The 18,452-nt window shown below is 45.7% G+C and carries 11 protein-coding genes, 1 other RNA gene and 1 pseudogene; 11 read left to right on the top strand and 2 right to left on the bottom strand.

Annotation, left to right across the window (positions count from 1 at the left end; genetic code table 11):
• Nucleotides 1-64: 64 nt before the first annotated feature.
• From LDB27_RS05435 to LDB27_RS05410, 6 genes and pseudogenes are all read left to right on the top strand, one after another.
• Entirely contained in the window at nt 65-1,474 is a 1,410-nt protein-coding gene (locus LDB27_RS05435) for a TolC family outer membrane protein (RefSeq protein ID WP_225519926.1), read from the top strand.
• A complete protein-coding gene (locus LDB27_RS05430) occupies nt 1,471-3,651 on the top strand; it encodes a type I secretion system permease/ATPase (RefSeq protein ID WP_000196158.1) in 2,181 nt (726 codons plus the stop codon). The genes LDB27_RS05435 and LDB27_RS05430 overlap by 4 nt, the downstream gene beginning before the upstream one ends.
• 7 nt (nt 3,652-3,658) lie before the next feature.
• Nucleotides 3,659-4,822: an HlyD family type I secretion periplasmic adaptor subunit gene (locus LDB27_RS05425; RefSeq protein WP_072101562.1), complete on the top strand. Its 1,164-nt coding sequence runs from the start codon at nt 3,659-3,661 to the stop codon at nt 4,820-4,822.
• A 71-nt stretch (nt 4,823-4,893) separates the two neighbouring features.
• Nucleotides 4,894-5,256, top strand: a transfer-messenger RNA (tmRNA) gene (gene ssrA / locus LDB27_RS05420).
• Nucleotides 5,257-5,421: 165 nt separating this feature from the next.
• A pseudogene (locus LDB27_RS05415) lies at nt 5,422-6,024 on the top strand (integrase arm-type DNA-binding domain-containing protein); the annotation flags it as partial.
• Nucleotides 6,025-6,066: 42 nt separating this feature from the next.
• A complete protein-coding gene (locus LDB27_RS05410) occupies nt 6,067-6,651 on the top strand; it encodes a tyrosine-type recombinase/integrase (RefSeq protein ID WP_223173005.1) in 585 nt (194 codons plus the stop codon).
• 669 nt (nt 6,652-7,320) lie between these two features.
• On the opposite strand, the gene LDB27_RS05405 is transcribed toward LDB27_RS05410, so the two are convergent.
• Both LDB27_RS05405 and upx read right to left on the bottom strand, forming a co-directional pair.
• Complete coding sequence (locus LDB27_RS05405) at nt 7,321-8,664, bottom strand: hypothetical protein (protein ID WP_225519925.1); 1,344 nt, start codon at nt 8,662-8,664, stop codon at nt 7,321-7,323.
• Nucleotides 8,665-9,285: 621 nt separating this feature from the next.
• Entirely contained in the window at nt 9,286-13,104 is a 3,819-nt protein-coding gene (gene upx, locus LDB27_RS05400) for an anti-phage protein Upx (protein WP_060647174.1), read from the bottom strand.
• A 1,654-nt stretch (nt 13,105-14,758) separates the two neighbouring features.
• On the opposite strand from upx, the gene LDB27_RS05395 reads away from it, so the two are divergent.
• From LDB27_RS05395 to LDB27_RS05375, 5 genes are all read left to right on the top strand, one after another.
• Nucleotides 14,759-15,706, top strand: a complete 948-nt coding sequence (locus LDB27_RS05395) for an ankyrin repeat domain-containing protein (RefSeq protein WP_000022120.1) — start codon at nt 14,759-14,761, stop codon at nt 15,704-15,706.
• A gap of 210 nt (nt 15,707-15,916) precedes the next feature.
• On the top strand, nt 15,917-16,324 hold the full coding sequence (locus LDB27_RS05390; RefSeq protein WP_024132306.1) for a hypothetical protein: 408 nt from the start codon (nt 15,917-15,919) through the stop codon (nt 16,322-16,324).
• Complete coding sequence (locus LDB27_RS05385; protein ID WP_079849570.1) at nt 16,321-17,568, top strand: relaxase/mobilization nuclease domain-containing protein; 1,248 nt, start codon at nt 16,321-16,323, stop codon at nt 17,566-17,568. The genes LDB27_RS05390 and LDB27_RS05385 overlap by 4 nt, the downstream gene beginning before the upstream one ends.
• A gap of 180 nt (nt 17,569-17,748) precedes the next feature.
• Entirely contained in the window at nt 17,749-18,021 is a 273-nt protein-coding gene (locus LDB27_RS05380) for a hypothetical protein (RefSeq protein ID WP_000370213.1), read from the top strand.
• A gap of 41 nt (nt 18,022-18,062) precedes the next feature.
• Nucleotides 18,063-18,449 carry a hypothetical protein gene (locus LDB27_RS05375; RefSeq protein WP_001530968.1) on the top strand — a complete coding sequence of 129 codons (387 nt, stop codon included), beginning with the start codon at nt 18,063-18,065 and terminating at the stop codon, nt 18,447-18,449.
• The last annotated feature ends 3 nt before the right edge of the window (nt 18,450-18,452 follow it).

Raw genomic sequence — 18,452 nt, 5'->3', positions numbered from 1 at the left:
TAAAAAAGCCCCGAACGCCACGACGTTCGGGGCAACAAGCGGTGATATTTAAAAGGGATAAACTATGGGAAGAGTCGCGCCTGTCGCCATCGTACTGGCATTTGCTTTGTTTCATCACCAGCCCCGGGGCGCAGAAGCGCCGCCAATGATTACATCCGAAGGATTAGCAACGGACCAGATGCTTCCTTCGCTGGATGGCTCCGCCGCTGAGTTGCCGCTCAGCGCCGCCGCGCCGGGCAACCTGACGCTCAATGACGCGGTCAATCGCGCCGTTAGCTGGCATCCTTCTATTCGCGAAGCCGTCGGCAAACTGCTCGCACAGAATGAACAAATAGAGGTCGCCAAATCGAAATATTATCCGCAAGTCAGCGCTGGTGTGAACAATGGGTACAGCAATACCTACACCGATCACGGGTATAGTCCCTCGCTGGTGCTGTCGGTATCGCAAATGCTTTATGACTTCGGCAAAGTGGCAAGCCAGGTTCGCGCCGAAACCGCAGGCGCAGCGCAGCAACAGGCCAATGTGTTGCTCAGTATTGATACCGTCGCGCACGAAACCGCCAACGCCATTGTACAAACGCAGAGCTGGCAGCAAATGGTAGAAGCGGCGGAAGAACAGCTCGTCGCGCTGGACAGCATCGGTAAACTTATCCGGCAGCGCAGCGATGAAGGCGCTACGTCGCTATCTGACGTAGTGCAAACCGAAGCCAGAATCGAATCCGCCCGCTCGCAACTGGCGCAGTATCAGGCCAATCTCGGCAGTGCGAAAGCCTCACTGATGCGCTGGCTGGGCTGGAATTCGCTTAACGGCATCAATAATGACTTCCCGGCGAAACTTGCTCGCAGCTGTGAGACGGCAACTCCCGACGATCGACTGGTGCCCGCGGTACTGGCCGCCTGGGCGCAGGCCAACGTTGCGCGGGCGAATCTGGACTATGCCAGCGCGCAAATGACGCCGACAATTTCGCTCGAACCTTCCGTTCAACATTATCTTAATGATAAATATCCCAGTCATGAAGTGCTGGATAAAACCCAGTATTCCACCTGGGTGAAAGTTGAGATGCCGCTTTATCAGGGCGGAGGGCTGACTGCCCGACGCAACGCCGCCAGCCATGCGGTAGACGCGGCTCAGTCGACCATTCAGCGCACCCGGCTTGATGTCCGCCAGAAACTGATGGAGGCGCGCAGCCAGGCAATGAGTCTTGCCAGCGCGTTACAAATCCTTCGTCGGCAACAGCAGCTTAGCGAACGCACGCGCGAACTGTATCAGCAGCAATACCTTGACCTCGGTTCCCGCCCGCTGCTCGACGTGCTTAATGCGGAGCAGGAAGTTTACCAGGCGCGTTTTGCCGAACTGCAAACGGAAAGCCAGTTGCATCAGTTGCAACTGAACTGTCTGTATAACACCGGCGCGCTTCGTCAGGCGTTCGCGTTAAATCATCGCAGCATTCAATCCGTGGAGATCCAGCCATGACCCGCGCCGCCCCCGATGTAGAAGAGGTACTCAGTGAGCGCGCGCTAAGCCAATGGGCGCAGGCCATCAGCTATGTCGCCGGTCATTATCGCGTTGCCTGTTCTCCCGGTTCAATTCAGGCCAACGCCCCGTGGTTTAGGGGTAAAAGCAGAACGACCGCCTTAACGCAGCTCGCGCGGCAGGCGGGTTTATCCTTTCATGCGCCGGACATAGACAAAACGGCATTTAGTCAGTGGCGATTGCCGTTGGTTGTCGAGCTCCGGGACAGGCAGTTATTGGTCATCGAGCATGTTAATGGCGAAGATGCGGTAGACGTTTTTGTGATTGAAGAAGAGGGTCAGCGTAACCGCCTGACGCTCAGCGAGTTATTGCCGGAGATCCTCTATGTTGCCGCGCTACGCCCGCTATCGGCGCTCAAGGATAGCCGCGTCGATCGCTATATCTCCCGCTTTAAACCCGACTGGATGCGCGAGCTGGTTCTGCAGGATATTCGCCCTTATTTACCGGTAATGGTCGCCGCCTTTCTGATTAACGTGCTGTCGCTGGCCGGGATTGTGTTCTCTATGCAGGTTTACGATCGAGTGATCCCCGCTCAGTCATATCCTACCCTGTACGTGCTCTCCTTCGGCGTGCTGGTAGCGGTGCTGTTCGGTTTTCTCCTGCGTGAAGCGCGTACGCACATTATGGACGTGCTCGGTAAACGCGCCGATATGCGCATTTCCGATCGGGTATTCGGTCATGCGTTAAGGCTGCGCAACAGCGCTATCCCCCGTTCCACCGGCAGTTTTATCTCGCAGTTACGCGAACTGGAGCAGATCCGCGAGATGATTACCTCTTCAACGCTGGCGACCATTGTCGATCTGCCTTTCTTTTTCCTGTTTATGATAGTCCTGGCGATTATTGCCCCACCGCTGGCATGGATAGCGCCCGTGGCGGCTCTGCTGATGATCCTGCCGGGCGTCGCACTGCAAAAAAGACTGTCTGTCCTCGCCAACCAGGCCGCCCACGAAGCGACGCTACGCAATGCAGTCTTGGTCGAAAGCGTTCAGGGGCTGGAAGATATTAAACTGATGCAGGCGGAGAACCGCTTTCTTCAGCAGTGGAATAGCTATATCCGTATTACCGGCGAGTCGGGTCTACGCACCCGCAAACTCACGCAAGGGCTTATCAGTTGGGGGATGTCGGTACAAAGTCTGGTGTATGCCGCAGTGATTATGTTCGGCGCACCGATGGTCATTGAAGGCAGTATGACTACCGGCGCCGTGGTCGCCGCGTCGATGCTCGGCTCGCGGATGATCGCGCCAATGGCTAACCTGTGCGGCGTGCTGGCGCGCTGGCAGCAGGTGAAAGCGGCGAAGATGGGTCTCGACAACATTATGCAACTGCCCACCGAAACACAGCATGACGATAGCCTGATACACCGCGACATCCTCCACGGGCATTACCTCTTTGAAAACGCTCAGTTTCGTTACCATAACGACGATCAACGCATACCGTTGCGCCTCGTGCGTCTGGAGATCATGCCAGGCGAGCGGATTGCGATACTGGGGCGTAACGGTGCGGGTAAATCCACACTTTTACAGGCGATGGCGGGTGGCCTGGAGATGATTCAGGGAGATGCCCGGCTTGATAATCTCAGCTTGTCGCACATCGATATGGCGGATTTACGCCGCAACATCGGCTTTCTTAGCCAGAACGCGCGGCTTTTCTTCGGCACCCTACGAGAGAACCTGACGCTCGGCGCGCCGCACGCCAACGATGAACAGATTTTTGACGCGCTCGAAGTCAGCGGCGGCGCCGTCTTCGTCAGGCGGCTGGCAAAAGGGTTGGATCATCCCATTATGGAGGGTGGTAACGGCCTGTCCGGCGGGCAGCGTCAGTCCCTGTTGCTGGCGAGAATGCTGCTGCGCTCCCCCAATATTGTGCTACTTGACGAACCCAGCGCCTCGCTGGACGAGCATACGGAGCGAGAGTTTATTCAGCGGTTACATCAGTGGCTTGGCAACCGTACCCTGGTCGTCGCGACGCACCGGGTACCAATACTGGAGCTGGTTGAGCGTGTCATTGTCCTGAAAGAAGGACAACTGGTGATGGATGCGCCAAAAGCGCAGGCGCTTAACGCGGATCGAATGCAAAGTCACCGTCGGGAGTGGAAAAATGAAAATCAATCAGCATGATGCCGCGATGGACGATTTCGATATTCAGCGTGAACGGGCGTTTTCCGGCGCGAGTCGTATTGTTCTGATCTGCTCACTGTTATTTCTCATTCTCGGCATCTGGGCGTGGTTTGGCCGGCTGGATGAGGTTTCCACCGGCAACGGGAAAGTGATCCCCAGTTCACGCGAACAGGTTCTGCAGTCGCTGGATGGCGGCATTCTGGCGCAGTTGACGGTGCGGGAAGGCGACAGAGTTCAGGCTAACCAGATTGTCGCCCGGCTTGATCCGACGCGTCTGGCGTCCAATGTTGGTGAAAGTGCGGCAAAATATCGCGCTTCACTCGCCTCCAGCGCACGGTTAACTGCGGAAGTCAGCGACTTACCTCTCGCCTTTCCCGCTGAGCTGAACGGCTGGCCGGATCTGATTGCCGCAGAGACGCGTCTCTATAAAAGCCGCCGCGCGCAGCTGGCCGATACCGAAGCCGAGCTACGGGATGCGCTGGCGTCGGTTAATAAAGAGCTGACCATTACCCAGCGGCTGGAGAAAAGCGGCGCGGCCAGTCATGTTGAAGTGCTACGCCTGCAACGACAAAAAAGCGATTTAGGCTTAAAAATTACCGATCTGCGCTCACAATATTATGTGCAGGCACGCGAAGCGTTATCGAAAGCGAACGCTGAGGTCGATATGCTCTCCGCCATTTTAAAAGGACGCGAGGATTCCGTCACCCGCCTTACCGTGCGTTCGCCGGTACGCGGCATTGTTAAAAATATCCAGGTCACGACGATTGGCGGCGTGATCCCGCCTAACGGCGAGATGATGGAGATAGTGCCGGTAGACGATCGTCTGCTGATTGAAACCCGCCTTTCGCCGCGTGATATCGCCTTTATTCATCCCGGCCAACGCGCATTGGTTAAAATTACTGCTTACGATTACGCCATTTACGGCGGGCTTGACGGCGTGGTGGAGACCATTTCACCGGACACCATTCAGGATAAAGTGAAACCGGAAATTTTCTACTATCGCGTGTTTATCCGCACCCACCAGGACTATCTACAAAATAAATCAGGACGCCGTTTTTCGATTGTTCCAGGCATGATCGCCACGGTGGATATCAAAACCGGTGAAAAAACCATTGTCGACTATTTAATCAAACCGTTTAATCGCGCGAAAGAAGCGCTGCGCGAGCGGTAAATCGTTGAAGATAAGAAGATACGGGGGCTGGTCACGCGTGTCACAAGTCTGTTATACTTACCTTACACATTGGGGCTGATTCTGGATTCGACGGGATTTGCGAAACCCAAGGTGCATGCCGAGGGGCGGTTGGCCTCGTAAAAAGCCGCAAAAAAATAGTCGCAAACGACGAAAACTACGCTTTAGCAGCTTAATAACCTGCTTAGAGCCCTCTCTCCCTAGCCTCCGCTCTTAGGACGGGGATCAAGAGAGGTCAAACCCAAAAGAGATCGCGCGGATGCCCTGCCTGGGGTTGAAGCGTTAAAACGAATCAGGCTAGTCTGGTAGTGGCGTGTCCGTCCGCAGGTGCCAGGCGAATGTAAAGACAGACTAAGCATGTAGTACCGAGGATGTAGGAATTTCGGACGCGGGTTCAACTCCCGCCAGCTCCACCACTTTTTAGTTGTTTGAAGTACAATGAAGTCTACTAAGCCCGCACAGCACAAGCTCTGCGGGCTTTTTTACGTCTATTGTCGTCCAGTGAGAATTGCTGAGAACTATCACTTATGGCACCCTGAATGGGACCCACTAAGAAGGGTCCAAAAACCGAGGGTCCCCAAATGGCAAAAATCGCTAAGAAGCTCACTGACACTGAAATCAAAAGCACCAAGCCAGCCGACAAAGAAATCAACTTGTTTGACGGAGATGGTTTGATACTACGAATCGCTCCCCTCTCGAAAGGAGGAAAGAAGAATTGGTATTTCAGGTATGCAGTGCCAGTCAGTAAAAAAAGAACCAAAATGAGCCTTGGGACCTATCCTCACCTTACACTTGCAAGAGCCAGAGCCTTACGAGATGAATATCTTTCCTTGCTTGCTAATGGCATTGATCCCCAAGTTCATAACAACGATAAAGCTAATGCCTTAAAGAATGCTACTGAACACACTCTCCAGGCCGTGGCAAGGAAATGGTTGGATGAGAAGGTAAAGACCTCAGGTATCTCACAAGACCATGCAGAAGACATCTGGCGGAGCCTTGAACGAAATATTTTACCCGGTCTGGGTAATGTGCCAATCAATGAGATCCGTCCCAAGCTCTTAAAACAGCATCTTGATCCAATTGAACAACGAGGAGTACTGGAAACTTTGCGACGGCTCATTTCCAGGTTGAATGAAATTTTCCGTTGGGCGGCTACAGAAGAGCTGATTGAATTTAACCCCGCAGATAATCTGAGCCAACGTTTCAGTAAGCCTAAAAAGCAGAATATGCCTGCCCTACCCCCCTCTGAACTCCCTCGCTTTCTGGCAGCACTGAACAATGCATCTGTCCGTTTAGAAACAAGACTACTGATTGAATGGCAACTTCTCACATGGGTTCGCCCCGGTGAAGCTGTCCGCGCAAGATGGTCTGATATAGATATGGATAACAGCATGTGGAACATCCCGGCTGAATTTATGAAGATGAAAAAACCTCATAAGGTTCCATTAAGCAAAGAATCTCTTCGGATACTTAAATCTATGGAATCAATCAGTGGGCATCGCGAATGGGTATTTCCCAGTATAAAAGCCCCACTCAATCATATGCATGAACAGACAGCTAACGCAGCAATTATCCGTATGGGATTTGGTGGTGAGCTTGTGGCACATGGAATGCGATCTATAGCAAGAACGGCAGCAGAAGAATCAGGAAAATTCAGGACCGAGGTGCTCGAAGCAGCACTTGCCCACTCTAAAAAGGACGAAATCATTGCAGCATATAATCGTGCGGAATATATTTCAGAAAGAGAAAAACTTATGCAATGGTGGAGTAATTATATTCAGTCACAACGACTTAAAACTATCGCAGCCTAAATGGACGAAAGGCTACTCCAAAAGTAGCCTTTCCAATATCCCCATAACATGGGGCAATTAGCAAACTATATACAGTACAGGATACATGTCATAAAACCATTCTGCATGACACACACCATTCATAATATACTTTAAAAGATTGTCAACAGGAGGTAATGGTTTATTTCAAAAACAGATTAAAAATACACCCTGAGAAAAAATGTTCCTCTCACCCTTTCTAAATAGAATTATTTAAAATCAGTACAAATGAAGCTTGAAAGAACTGCATTAAAAATGCTTCGCTTGTACAAGCGAACCAATAAATCCAGAGCTTCACCTGCGCTGCAATCGAAGCATTTAAGGTCAACAGAAACGAAGCTAGCTTTTTCATTTTGTAAAACATCTACTACAGTTTTTTGTCATCTTTTAACTAAAGCAAGGGCTAACTCTGCGAAGCCGCTGCGCTTGCTTCTCCGAGTTCCCCTTGCTTTTCAGCCCTTCGGTTAGAAAAGAACAGCCAGAGCCAGTAAGCACATATCCATTGAACTGCGGCCAATCTTTTGCGACACACTGCTATAGAATGGTCGACTTTGGCACGGAGCGTTCAAGCTAACTGAGCTGAAGGTCCGTTGTGAGCGATAAGCAGACCTGACCTTAAATATTTTATATTTATCAGAAAGGACACTATTCCTAATCCGGCAAAACTGGTGGATTAGTAGCTTTAATCGCTGCTGCATAATAACAACCTTCGTTGTTATTAATAGACATTGATTTCCAAGGGGATTCAGCGCAGATATTACTATTATTAGCTCGAATTGATGCACAGCAAACAGTATAAAATGGGCATTTATTACGCGGTGAAATATTTAATTCTTCTGTCTTTATGATTTCACCAGAAAATTTAAAGTGAATAAATATAAAGTGAAAACAAGCGCGTAGCATTTTCGAACCAAATAAAATTGAATCATTATTTTCAGGTAAGCAAAAGTCATACATAATATCACGCTGTGGTTCATTATCATCTCCATGTCTTACCTGGATGATAGTGCAACCACCGAATTTCTGTATTACTTCATTCATAAACTCAGTTTTTTCTGTTATTTTTTTTATTATGTCTAACTCAAAAAACGGTTTTTGCTTTCTATAGTTCAAATTGTTACTTATTCTGTTAAGAGTAAGCTTGATAAAGTTTCCCATCGGTTCATCAACAGGAATCATTTGAATTATTTGATTAAGTGACTCGCTTATTGTTCGATCTTGTTCGCTTAATTGTTTTTTCACCTCCGCCACTAGATGTTCATACCTACAATCAGAATGTAATAATTCACATTTATGTATTAGGTTGAATAATACTTGGGGAGGATTATTAGATTGCAAAGAAGCTAACATACAACAAATAATATCTTCATCATTTAATGACGGAGCAATTTTCGCCGCTAAGCCTTTGATAGTATGATACGGATAAAAGGGTGCCTCTTGAGGGGAGCCATTCATCGCATTAATACACCTACATTCAAGCATAAAAGCTGCGGATTCAAGTGTTTCAAGCACGCCTAAATCTAGATCGTATTTGTTTTCAGAATGAGAAATTGTACACTTTATTAATGATGTACATATAACACTACCGTCAGCAACCTCCATGTCATGGATTATTGCATCCTCAAAATACAAGTCGTTTACTTTTGCATAATAAGGTAATTTACATTCATGCAGACTCCTATTGGAACGAATGTAACTGAGAAAATTTTTGTTTGATTCGATATGTGCTGGATCCATGTCATTTGAACCAAGACATACATCCTGATTGTCCATTGCCCAGCGAAAATTAGACCACAGGATGTTTTGCGTGCAAAAAATAGAAAATCCATTAATTGTGGAAATATTATGAAGAAAATGAATCCACTCATGAAAAAACACGCCAAACTGTTCTGGATTAATGAATCCATCTAATTTTTCAGGATCAGTAAACGCTGGAAAATCCTTGCGCAAAGTGATAATTTGTGATTCTGGCAAATAAGAAGCATAAGTAGTCATTCACATTCCTCTAAATCTTTAAAATACCTGAAAAAATGAAGCTGAATATTATGTAATTTAAGCTTTATATAATAAATAAAAATCATCATACAAAAGAAGCTCTATAGATTTAACTTAAAAACCTTTAATTTATTATGGTTCATGATTATTTAGCACCTACGTTATCATACCTTTGCAAGAGTTATCTTGGCAACTTCCGCTCCTGGCACAGAGCGAACCTTCATTGACGCCATGCCAGTGTCAATGAAATCGCTCGTCTGGACGTTCAGATTATTCTCTCCAGCGCTGGCAATTCATCACTTCTGGCTACGCGTACAGCTCAACATCCGCTGGCAACCGTCTAAGGTGAGGGCACACTGTGCCTCGGAAAGTGTTTATACCTCCCGGAGTTTTCCTTCCGTAATGAGTAATTTGTGCCATGATTTTTATACCCCTTGAAATCTAAAACGGGATATATGTTTTTGAACGCGCTGACCGCCGTGATGTCAGCAATTTTGTCTGTTTTCCTCTCGGTGCAAAAAAAAATCATTTTGAGCATGTAAGATCATCCTTGATTTAAAACTATCAGTAGTAGGAACGATTAACTTAGTTGCCAGGGCGTCTTATCGCACAGCATATCTATCAAAAGTTCAGAAGATCACTTGGGCGGCCAACATTAGTTCCTGCCAAAGCCTCAATCTTGGATTGAGCATAGGCAATGGGAGATGCTCCACTGAAAACGAGCCACGATACAATCTCGGGATTCGCTATCGAAGTGAACTTGGCAAAATTATCGATGTTTTCTTTGGCTAGTAATACGCGTTTAAGGTGTTTCTTGAGTTTATCTGGTTTGCCCTTTATGTCATCACCTTGATATTCAGATAGTTGCGAGGCAACTTCTGAGTAATTACGAGCAAGTGAGAGGTCCTTACATTCGATAACGAGAACTTGATTGCGGTCTGAGCGCCAGGCAAGAAGATCAATATCCCCCGGATCACCTGGTAGATTCCTGCGAAGAATTTCAGGAAAGCCTATGCCACGTCGAACTGTCCAGCCTATTTCACGAAGTTCTCTCTCCAAAGTTTTTTCGAATGTGTGTCCTTCCCGCGCTCCACCTAACCAAGTGTCTCTCATACCCTCTGTGCGAAAGAAGTCACGCTTAAATTGCCCAGTGTATGCGCCATCGAAAACGTATTTAAGGGACAGATTCAAGAGTCCTGGTGCGATAACAATTAGTGGATCGTGACTCTCTTCAATCTGTAACAAGGGACGTACAGCAACTGAAAGGCGTCGGCCAAACCTCCAGGGATATATATCAGAAAGGTCAAATCCATCGGGCACTACATCCCATTTCGGACGCGCGCTAAGGATAAACTGGTTGAGGAACGCATCAATAGTTTCATCTGCGAGCCCAGCCGATTTAGCAGCATCCGCTAATTGGCTTCTTCGCATCTCGAAGATTGCTGATTCTTGCTCTATTCCGATGGACTCAAGGAACTGGATAAATCGCATTCCATCCTCGAGAGTGAAGCCCATTTCTGCTTTCCAGAATGCAAGGAAAATATCGGTTTGGTCCTCGGTGGTTTCAGCCGCAACACTATCTTGTTTGCTATTCTCATCATCCCCTCCGGCAGTTTTCACATAGTGTTGCTCGAATTGTGCCGCTTGTTCCTCAAACCGTTCGTTAGTAACTTTTGAAAGCATTGGTTCAAGCACCATTTTGCCGAGTTCATCGCGAAAGAGGAGATCACCTAAGGGGGAGATGCGAATATCAGCAGGCAAAGCACCGAAACGTACGGCATCTGACATACCACCTATGCGAAAAAGCAGTGATGCCCGTGCAAGAAGTTTACTGAGTGCCATATCAGAAGGTTCAATTCCACCGCTTGTCGGGCACACACAGATGGCAAGTTCAATGATTAGCCGGGAAGTTAACGCTGCGCCCGCATAACGGCTCATTTCTTGAGCTATCGTCTCTTCGACACCCTCTTCTCCTGCATGCAAGCCAAGGACCGCTGCTGCAGTACTACGCCAGTGCGCCTCTTCACAACGTGCCTTTACAACGTTTTCAAGTAATCGCATTACTGTCTGTTTACGGTCAAATCTTGAAAGTTCGCTTAGTAAGTCTTGGATCAGCACATCAACCACATCATTAAGGAGCTTTCCAACTTCCTTTTTACCCTGATATCGTGATGGTGCATCTGTCGAAACAGCACGCCATGCTAGCTCAATTCGGGCTGCGGCTGAGTCGATATCTTCAATAGCTAAAAGACGTTTAGTTAGTGAACGGCCTAAATATTGGTTGAAGTCATAAGCCTGCATTATGTGGAAGCTGCGCGCTCTGTCATTGGGCACCGCTATCTGCTCAACAGTGACCCCTTTGTCTACTGGCTCTTTCATCCGAAGAAGTGTGGCAAACGCCGTACCGAGTGCGCGCACCAGAGCTCGTTCTGCACGGTTATCCGGTAGACGAAAACCTGCAAGATACCCATCTTGAAGAACCACACGAATCGCCCCATGCTCATGGATTCGTTCAAGTCGCCAAAATGTATTCATATCATCAGAAAAATTCTCACCATCAAATCTGCCGATATTGTCGTTACCATCAAAATGCAGATACACCTTTAATGATTTTTTTATTGGTTGCTCACTCAAGACCTCCAGTGCCTCGCCAATCCGCCCAATCCATGTTCGAACCATTTTGGCAAGCTCAACGAGGAGCATCCAATCTTCCATTTCTGGAGCTTCGAGCGTTACCCAAAGATTACCCTGCCCCTCATATACACAGGTCAGCCGTTGCGCTTCAAGATCATCAATTGATGCGTAGCACTTGCTCTGACGCTCGGTGGGAAAGAAATCTTCTGCCGAAGGCCTCATCACTCGATGCCATTTACCATTGTTGTCACTAATGCGATGCCGGTCATATCCTGTGTCTGCCGCTATTCGTATACCACGGAGTAAATTCGTGGGAATCATTAACATTAGCGGGTGTTCCGGTGTGATACGGTCATCTGGTAACTGGTCATGAGGAACCATATGGCCATCATTGGCACGTATCCACCCAAGAAGATTGAGAGTTCCGCTCATATTGATTAATCGAACACCAGCTTGCCTGATCGTTTCGACTGCGTCTTGCACACGCCAGAAGGCAATTGGTGACATATCGGGTAATGCCCCGAACCGGACAAAGTCCGCACCAGACATCCATTCAAATCCCCAACCATCTGGCAGTTGGGGAGGGACCCCCATAAAACCCGCCCCCCACCCACATGCAATGCGCACGACGATGCCACGCTGAAAGCCGGGTTGTTTGGCGAGGTCAACTGTAATTTGTTCAACAGAGTTATCTAGAAATTGCGTGGTCTCTTCATCTAGCTGTAGCAAGTTGTTGAAACCGGTATCGGCATATTGCTGTATGGAAGGCAAAACGAACTGAAGTACCATCAAATGACCAGCATCCACGATGGAGGTTACCATCGTTGTTCGGCTCATTTTGTACTTCTCCCATGTCAGTCTTCTTAACCTTCCTCCATTACCGAAGACCGGCATCTCGGAGAAAGTAAGGCTGTAGACGTTAGCTAACGCTTTGTCTAGCTCGCTCAATTCTTCTGTGCGCTTTGCAAATGTTATCACTGCCTGGCGAAGTGCAATGGTCATGGCGGTAGGAAGTACAACCACAATACCATCGCGTGTGCGGAGCAATGGCCGTTGTTCAAGCATTCCCTCCCCAGGGACCTGATTTCCAAGCATACTTATATGAGAAGGTTCAAGAATGAAAGGTGCTAAGTCAGCAAGTTTGATCCCCTCAGCTCGAAGAGAACGCTCGGACAACGTTACCCTTGAACAGAGCGTTTTCTCATCAAGACCAGCGGTGTCAAGAGAGTCAGGGAATTCGTCTGCGCCTTCCTGAAAACGATAAAGGCCAGAGCGAGCACAAATGACATCTGAGAGACGGAGAATTGCCTGTATAGCAAGTTTCAGCGAGCGATAGCGGTGCGTATCCGGCATGTCGGATACAATTTCGACCATTAATTGTGTATAAAAACCTGCCGCCTCCCAAACCCCCTCTAGCACACGGTAATCACCTTTTTTATTATCAACAAGGGCGACGAAGACGTCCTCAGCAGGATCTTCTCCAACGATACTACTCGACTCCCCAATAGTGACATACCAGCGTTTCACGTCATCGATATTTGCTATCTGCTGACCTTTGCAGTGAATTAGTGCAAGGCTCGTCAGAAGCTCAAAGCGCAAACACTGAGATTGGTGTGCCGGGAGAGTAAGAAGGCTGGCGAGTAAAGCTACCGTGCTGTCACGCTCAAAATTGACAAACTCAGTGACAACCAATGCGTTGCTCTTTGCTATGTCATCAAATGAGTATTTAAACGTTATTCCATCAGCCTGCTCGTCCATTTCTTCAAACAAGGTATGTACATCCATATGAGAGAGATGCTCGTTCACGGGAACTCCTGGCTAAACATTTGTCAACTTGGATTGAGGACTCATAGCGGAGATGATGACTTTAAGTCAATGTATAACAGATGTTTTTCTGATTTTAGTCTCTTTTTCCGTACATTTTTAAGATGACTATTATCCATAAGCAGCATTTTGAAGTTTTTTCCGACTCTTGTTGGTTTTAGTTCGTATTTTTAATTCAACCAAACAGCCCCTTCAAGTCAGTACCGGACTATGCCAAGGATAATGTGCTGAACTGCTCCCTTAACGTCGATACAGTGTGGACTTACAAACGTCCGCTCTTGGCACTAAGCGGACGAGCTTAGTGAGCTGAAGGTCTGCTGTGAGCGAGAGAGGGTCATTCACTCCCTGAGAATTACACTTTGAAGTGAGTCAGGGTATGTGCGATTACTGGTTACGAATATTGAGCGAGAATCACGTGCGGATCGCCGGTTTTCTTTCGAACAGTAGGTGCTCTGAACCTACCCACATGATGTGTACGCGGCCCTAAGCAAAGTTCTGGTTTTCAAACTATTTCGGGCTGAGACCGATCCTACCTGCGAATATTAGACACGCGACTAAGAGAGTAGACTCTTTGCCAGCGTGCCGAAAATTTCTCCCTTTTGATAGGAACGATTGTCCATGAAAATCAACTATCGATCAGAGCAGCGGAGAAAGCAGGCATAAATGTTTTCTCAGATATGAATTCCTTAGCTTTATTGGTACACCTATGAACAATAGTTTGATTCGAATTAAAGGTTATACCTGAGCACAGAATAATTGAGATAATATGAGCCAATTTTTCTCCTCACTCTAACATTCACACAATGGATAGAGTTGAAGCAATTCTTATTGATGGAACACTGTTACTGAAAAACCTTCCTGCTATTTAAAATTTCGACAAAATGCGGCCCTACTCTCTGAATAGAATACCCCCTCATTTATAACCCTATCAATACCAGATATTTTTTAACTTCTACTTCTGACAACAATGTAGTTTTACCAGAAAACACACAACCTTATTAATGAGCAATAAAAATAGCACTTTTTGCCAAGCTAAATTTTCTTCATATAAAACATTGAATTAAATTAAATCCATAAATAGAAAACGCTTGCGTATTTTTATTATTAAAAATAAATTTGATTTATATTTATTTAATAATATATATTCAATCTGTAAATTAAATAAAGGAGAATAAAAAATTGAAAAAACAAAATTACCCAACACTAACAAACTATCTTTCTAAAACAAAAAAGAACACTGATCTCTACAGGTTATACAATCCACAATTTTCCGTTTTCGGGAAAACTGAAAATGAAGAACAGAATTTTTACTTTTGTTACTTCTCCCGGCATATGATCACCGAAAGAAATATCTTAACCCTCTTTTCAATTCATACCTTTCTCTCTTACAACGTAAGCAAGAAAGAAACAATCAAATCATTCACGCACTTCCTCCGGAATGCCAACAAAGATACCTTCAACAATGCATTCCAGTTTCGCGGGTGCAATATCATTTATCATAACAAGAAGAGAGAAATTAAAGAAATTTCATGGTTTTCCTTTTCACGGATCTATGACGACATAGTAAAAATAAAAGAATATAGAACAAACAATAATACTTACAACAAAATTGCAGCCTAATAGAGGAGACGACACAATGAGTATCCATAAAGAACACGGTTTTTTATACTGCAAGACTAAAAAAGATGTCCAGGAATGCATTACCGCAGGCTTCGATATTAACTCTCTCATATATGCGGGTCGAAATGCACTGTTCAATAACCGTCACACTAGTGCGGTTAAAGCCATGATTGAAGAAGGAATGCGTTTAGACCATACAGATCATTACGGAAACAATGCGCTATTTACCAATGACTCCCCTAAAATACTCAACCTCTTAATAGATTCCGGAATCAATATTCACCATACAAATAACAATGGGGAGAATTGTCTTTTCAGTCATAACTTTGACAGGAAAAACGCAGAAACCCTTATTAAGGCGGGCGTTGACATTCATCACACAGATAATAATGGACAAACGCTTCTTTATAAGACCTTCAGTAAGGTTTACTTTGATTACTGGGTGAATAAAGGTTGTGATCTTAATCACAGGGATAAGTATGGCAACACGGTTCTGGATTTGTCTGGCCGTAAAGGTCACATATATGATTTTATCGCAATGGCCCTTACTCGTCATCTTGATAAAATTGATACTCCCCCTACACTTTTTAAACACTTATCGATTGAGTCCTTACCCTTGTTGGCGTTACTGCATAAAAAAGGCATTCATTTCACGGTAGATCAACACTGTACATTTTCACTTTACGTGAGAGAAATGAAAGCATTTTTTGTCGAATTAAAATCCTATACAGATATTGGTCATGTTCAATTTTACAATATGGACAATAAGCACATTGGCAGCTACACGGGGATCGAGACAGTAAAATGGTTTATTCGCAACGGTATCAGAATAGACGACGAAATACTCATAGAACGTTCTGATGCAGATAAGATCTTTGGTTATATCGCGGGGAGAGATAAAAAAGAATTATTCAAGGTGATAAAATCAGAAATTATTCAATCACCTAAACGAAAGAGGATTTAACCATTTTCATTCATAATTCTCCCTTCAGCTGTTAGAAAGGTCACACATTGTGGAAAATGTGATGATAAACACTAATGAGTAAGAGATTTTAATAAACCTCTCACTCATTTTACTTTTAACTCTTCACATCGTTTTTTTCACTGCAATAACTTGACTTTTTTATCTCATCAATTATCTATAGTTATACCTACAGTCATCATATGGATAATAATGAATAACAATATTGATAATAATGAAGACAAATCAAAAAAAACACGCCGAGGAAAATTTCACACAGATACACTGCCATCTAATGAAATACGAAATCACTGTGTCAGCGTGAGATTAAATGCAGACGAACTAATTATACTCAACAATAAAAGAGGCCATTATAAAAAAGGAGAATGGCTAAGAATGGCGTCCCTGCATAAACTCCCGTCAGTACTACCTGAAATAAACCGCGAAGCCTGGATTGAACTCGGCAGGCTTGCGCAAGATTTAAATCACCTGTTAACGCATCTCGACCATAAAAGTCCTGATAGTGAACTGACCCGTACTGAACTGTTTGCCATCAGGCGACAGATAAAAGCCCTTCGTGAACATCTTATCCCTTCCACTTTCTGGAGTGACAATAAATGAAAGGCATGCAGAAAATAAAAAGAGGTAAACAGTTTGCAGGTGTTGTTCTCTACAGCCTGAAATCAGGCTCTCACCACAAAATTGAGCCTTATGTCATTGGCGGTAACATGACGGGCAGCAACGCCACCGAACTAATCAGTGAGTTTGATAGCGTTAAAAAAATGCGCCCCGATGTCGCCAAATCTGTCTGGCACAATTCACTTCGCCTTCCAGAAGGAGAATCACTGACAGTCAGGCAATGGACAGCATTTGCGGATGAGTATATGGCCCGGATGGGTTTTACCGACACACATTTGCGTTGCTATATCCTCCACGACGATTTTTGTGACCAGCACATCCACATAATAGCTAATCGCATTAACATGGCCGGTGGAAAGTTGTACCTGGGGAAAAATGAAAATCTCATCAGTACCCGTATTATCAGCGAGCTGGAAATAGTGCACGGACTCACCCGAACCACACCAGCAACCGGCGTTCGTCGTCAGAGTAAAAGGAAACCTTCCCGCAATGAACTAATGATGGCGGAACGGACAGCAGCTCCCTGCCCTAAGTCACAGTTGCAGACCCTGATCGATAATGCATTAACCTGCCGTCCCGATTTACTCACCTTTGTTCGTTTACTGGAACAGGAAGGTGTGGCCTGCAAACCTAACATTGCGTCGACAGGGAAAATGAACGGTTTTTCATTCCTGTATCAGGGAATAGCTTTTAAAGCTTCTCAGCTTGGAAAACAGTATGGCTGGTCAACTCTGCAGAAGTTGATTGAGAACTCCCCGGAGCAATTAATGTTGCTAAAGAAAACACGGGCTCCTGCTTCAGTGCCAGTGCCAGTGCCAGTGCCAGTGCCAGTGCCAGTGCCAGTGCCAGTGCCAGCAAAACAACTTGAAGCATCAGCAGGGTACAAGGAAACTCTTCAGGAAAAAATCCGCCAGCTTGAAGTGAAAATACAGGAAGAAAGGCAAACTGATACAGTTCCAGTCATTCAACTGAAAGCCCGACTGCACATCACCAGTCGCCAGATAACACAAGAGCGCCAGAATCGGGTAATAGCATGGCTTCCTTTTATCCCCCCATTTTTGGCTCTGCTCCACCGTTGGGGCCAATCCCTGCTACACGCCGTTACATGCAGCTTCAGACATTTCACTCGATTTCATCTGCTTACACCACCCTCTCATCCTTCCAATAAAAATCATTATAAACAACCTGTTAGTAACACCCCTTCTCACACCCCACAAATCAACTAGCTCAAACATAACTGAGAGTCAATAAAATATTGATCGTTTGTATAGATCAATTTTCTAGTTATGATAGTTATAAACTATCATGATGCAATCATCGATCGGTACAAGCAATTTTACTAAAGAGAATCATTCACCGAAAATGCTCAAAAAGACATCAGCTTAAATCAGGTACACGGAGTCACGATGGATAATCAAACGATAAGTTGCCCCTTCTGCTTTACACAAAGCCCTCACGGTGTGCGGATTTGCAAAGGCTGTCATGCAAAGGTCGCTTACGGTGAAAGTCCGCTCAGTGTGGCATTCCTGTTTCAATTCGTGGCATTAGGTCTCGCCTGGTTAGTATTTTCATTGACCGAAAGCACGCTCATCTCCGTCATTACTTTTTTCGTAAGCTGTATTGTTCTTATCTATAAAATTAAAAAAATGTATGCAGACAGAGTTATTTTTATACGCTGACATTAACTTTACGCTATATAAAATTTAAAATGAGAGAATAAATGAACAGGTTTATAATATTTTTGTTTTTAACTATTACCTTCCTGCTTTCCGGATGTTCTTCCACAGGAAACCAGAGTCTCAGAAACGAAACATCGCAAAGTCTGCAGTCGAAAATAGTTAAAAACAAAACCACAAAATCAGAAATAACTTCCGCGCTTGGCGAACCGGATACCAGAACCACGCTTGATAGTGGCAATGAATCCTGGCGATATTTTATGGTCAACAATCAGATTAACGCCTCTTCATTCATTCCGATCGTCGGATTATTTACTGGTGGTTCACAGTCACAGGCCAGAACGCTGGATATTGATTTTAAAGGGGACATTGTAAGCCAGTGGTCATTCTCCGAGAACAACAGTACCACCCAATCAGGCCCTGTCCATTAATGA

The sequence above is a fragment of the Salmonella sp. JXY0409-18 genome (genome assembly GCF_020268625.1).
GTDB classification, from domain to species: Bacteria; Pseudomonadota; Gammaproteobacteria; order Enterobacterales; family Enterobacteriaceae; genus Salmonella; species Salmonella enterica.
This window is presented reverse-complemented; position numbering and strand designations above follow the sequence as displayed.

What these genes read in the sequence shown, in the direction of transcription:
- LDB27_RS05435 (WP_225519926.1), top strand. Translation starts at nt 65, where the DNA reads ATGGGAAGAGTCGCGCCTGTCGCCATCGTACTGGCATTTGCTTTGTTT.
- LDB27_RS05430 (WP_000196158.1), top strand. Translation starts at nt 1,471, where the DNA reads ATGACCCGCGCCGCCCCCGATGTAGAAGAGGTACTCAGTGAGCGCGCG.
- LDB27_RS05425 (WP_072101562.1), top strand. Translation starts at nt 3,659, where the DNA reads ATGGACGATTTCGATATTCAGCGTGAACGGGCGTTTTCCGGCGCGAGT.
- LDB27_RS05410 (WP_223173005.1), top strand. Translation starts at nt 6,067, where the DNA reads ATGCCTGCCCTACCCCCCTCTGAACTCCCTCGCTTTCTGGCAGCACTG.
- LDB27_RS05405 (WP_225519925.1), bottom strand. Translation starts at nt 8,664, where the DNA reads ATGACTACTTATGCTTCTTATTTGCCAGAATCACAAATTATCACTTTG.
- LDB27_RS05395 (WP_000022120.1), top strand. Translation starts at nt 14,759, where the DNA reads ATGAGTATCCATAAAGAACACGGTTTTTTATACTGCAAGACTAAAAAA.
- LDB27_RS05390 (WP_024132306.1), top strand. Translation starts at nt 15,917, where the DNA reads ATGAATAACAATATTGATAATAATGAAGACAAATCAAAAAAAACACGC.
- LDB27_RS05385 (WP_079849570.1), top strand. Translation starts at nt 16,321, where the DNA reads ATGAAAGGCATGCAGAAAATAAAAAGAGGTAAACAGTTTGCAGGTGTT.
- LDB27_RS05380 (WP_000370213.1), top strand. Translation starts at nt 17,749, where the DNA reads ATGGATAATCAAACGATAAGTTGCCCCTTCTGCTTTACACAAAGCCCT.
- LDB27_RS05375 (WP_001530968.1), top strand. Translation starts at nt 18,063, where the DNA reads ATGAACAGGTTTATAATATTTTTGTTTTTAACTATTACCTTCCTGCTT.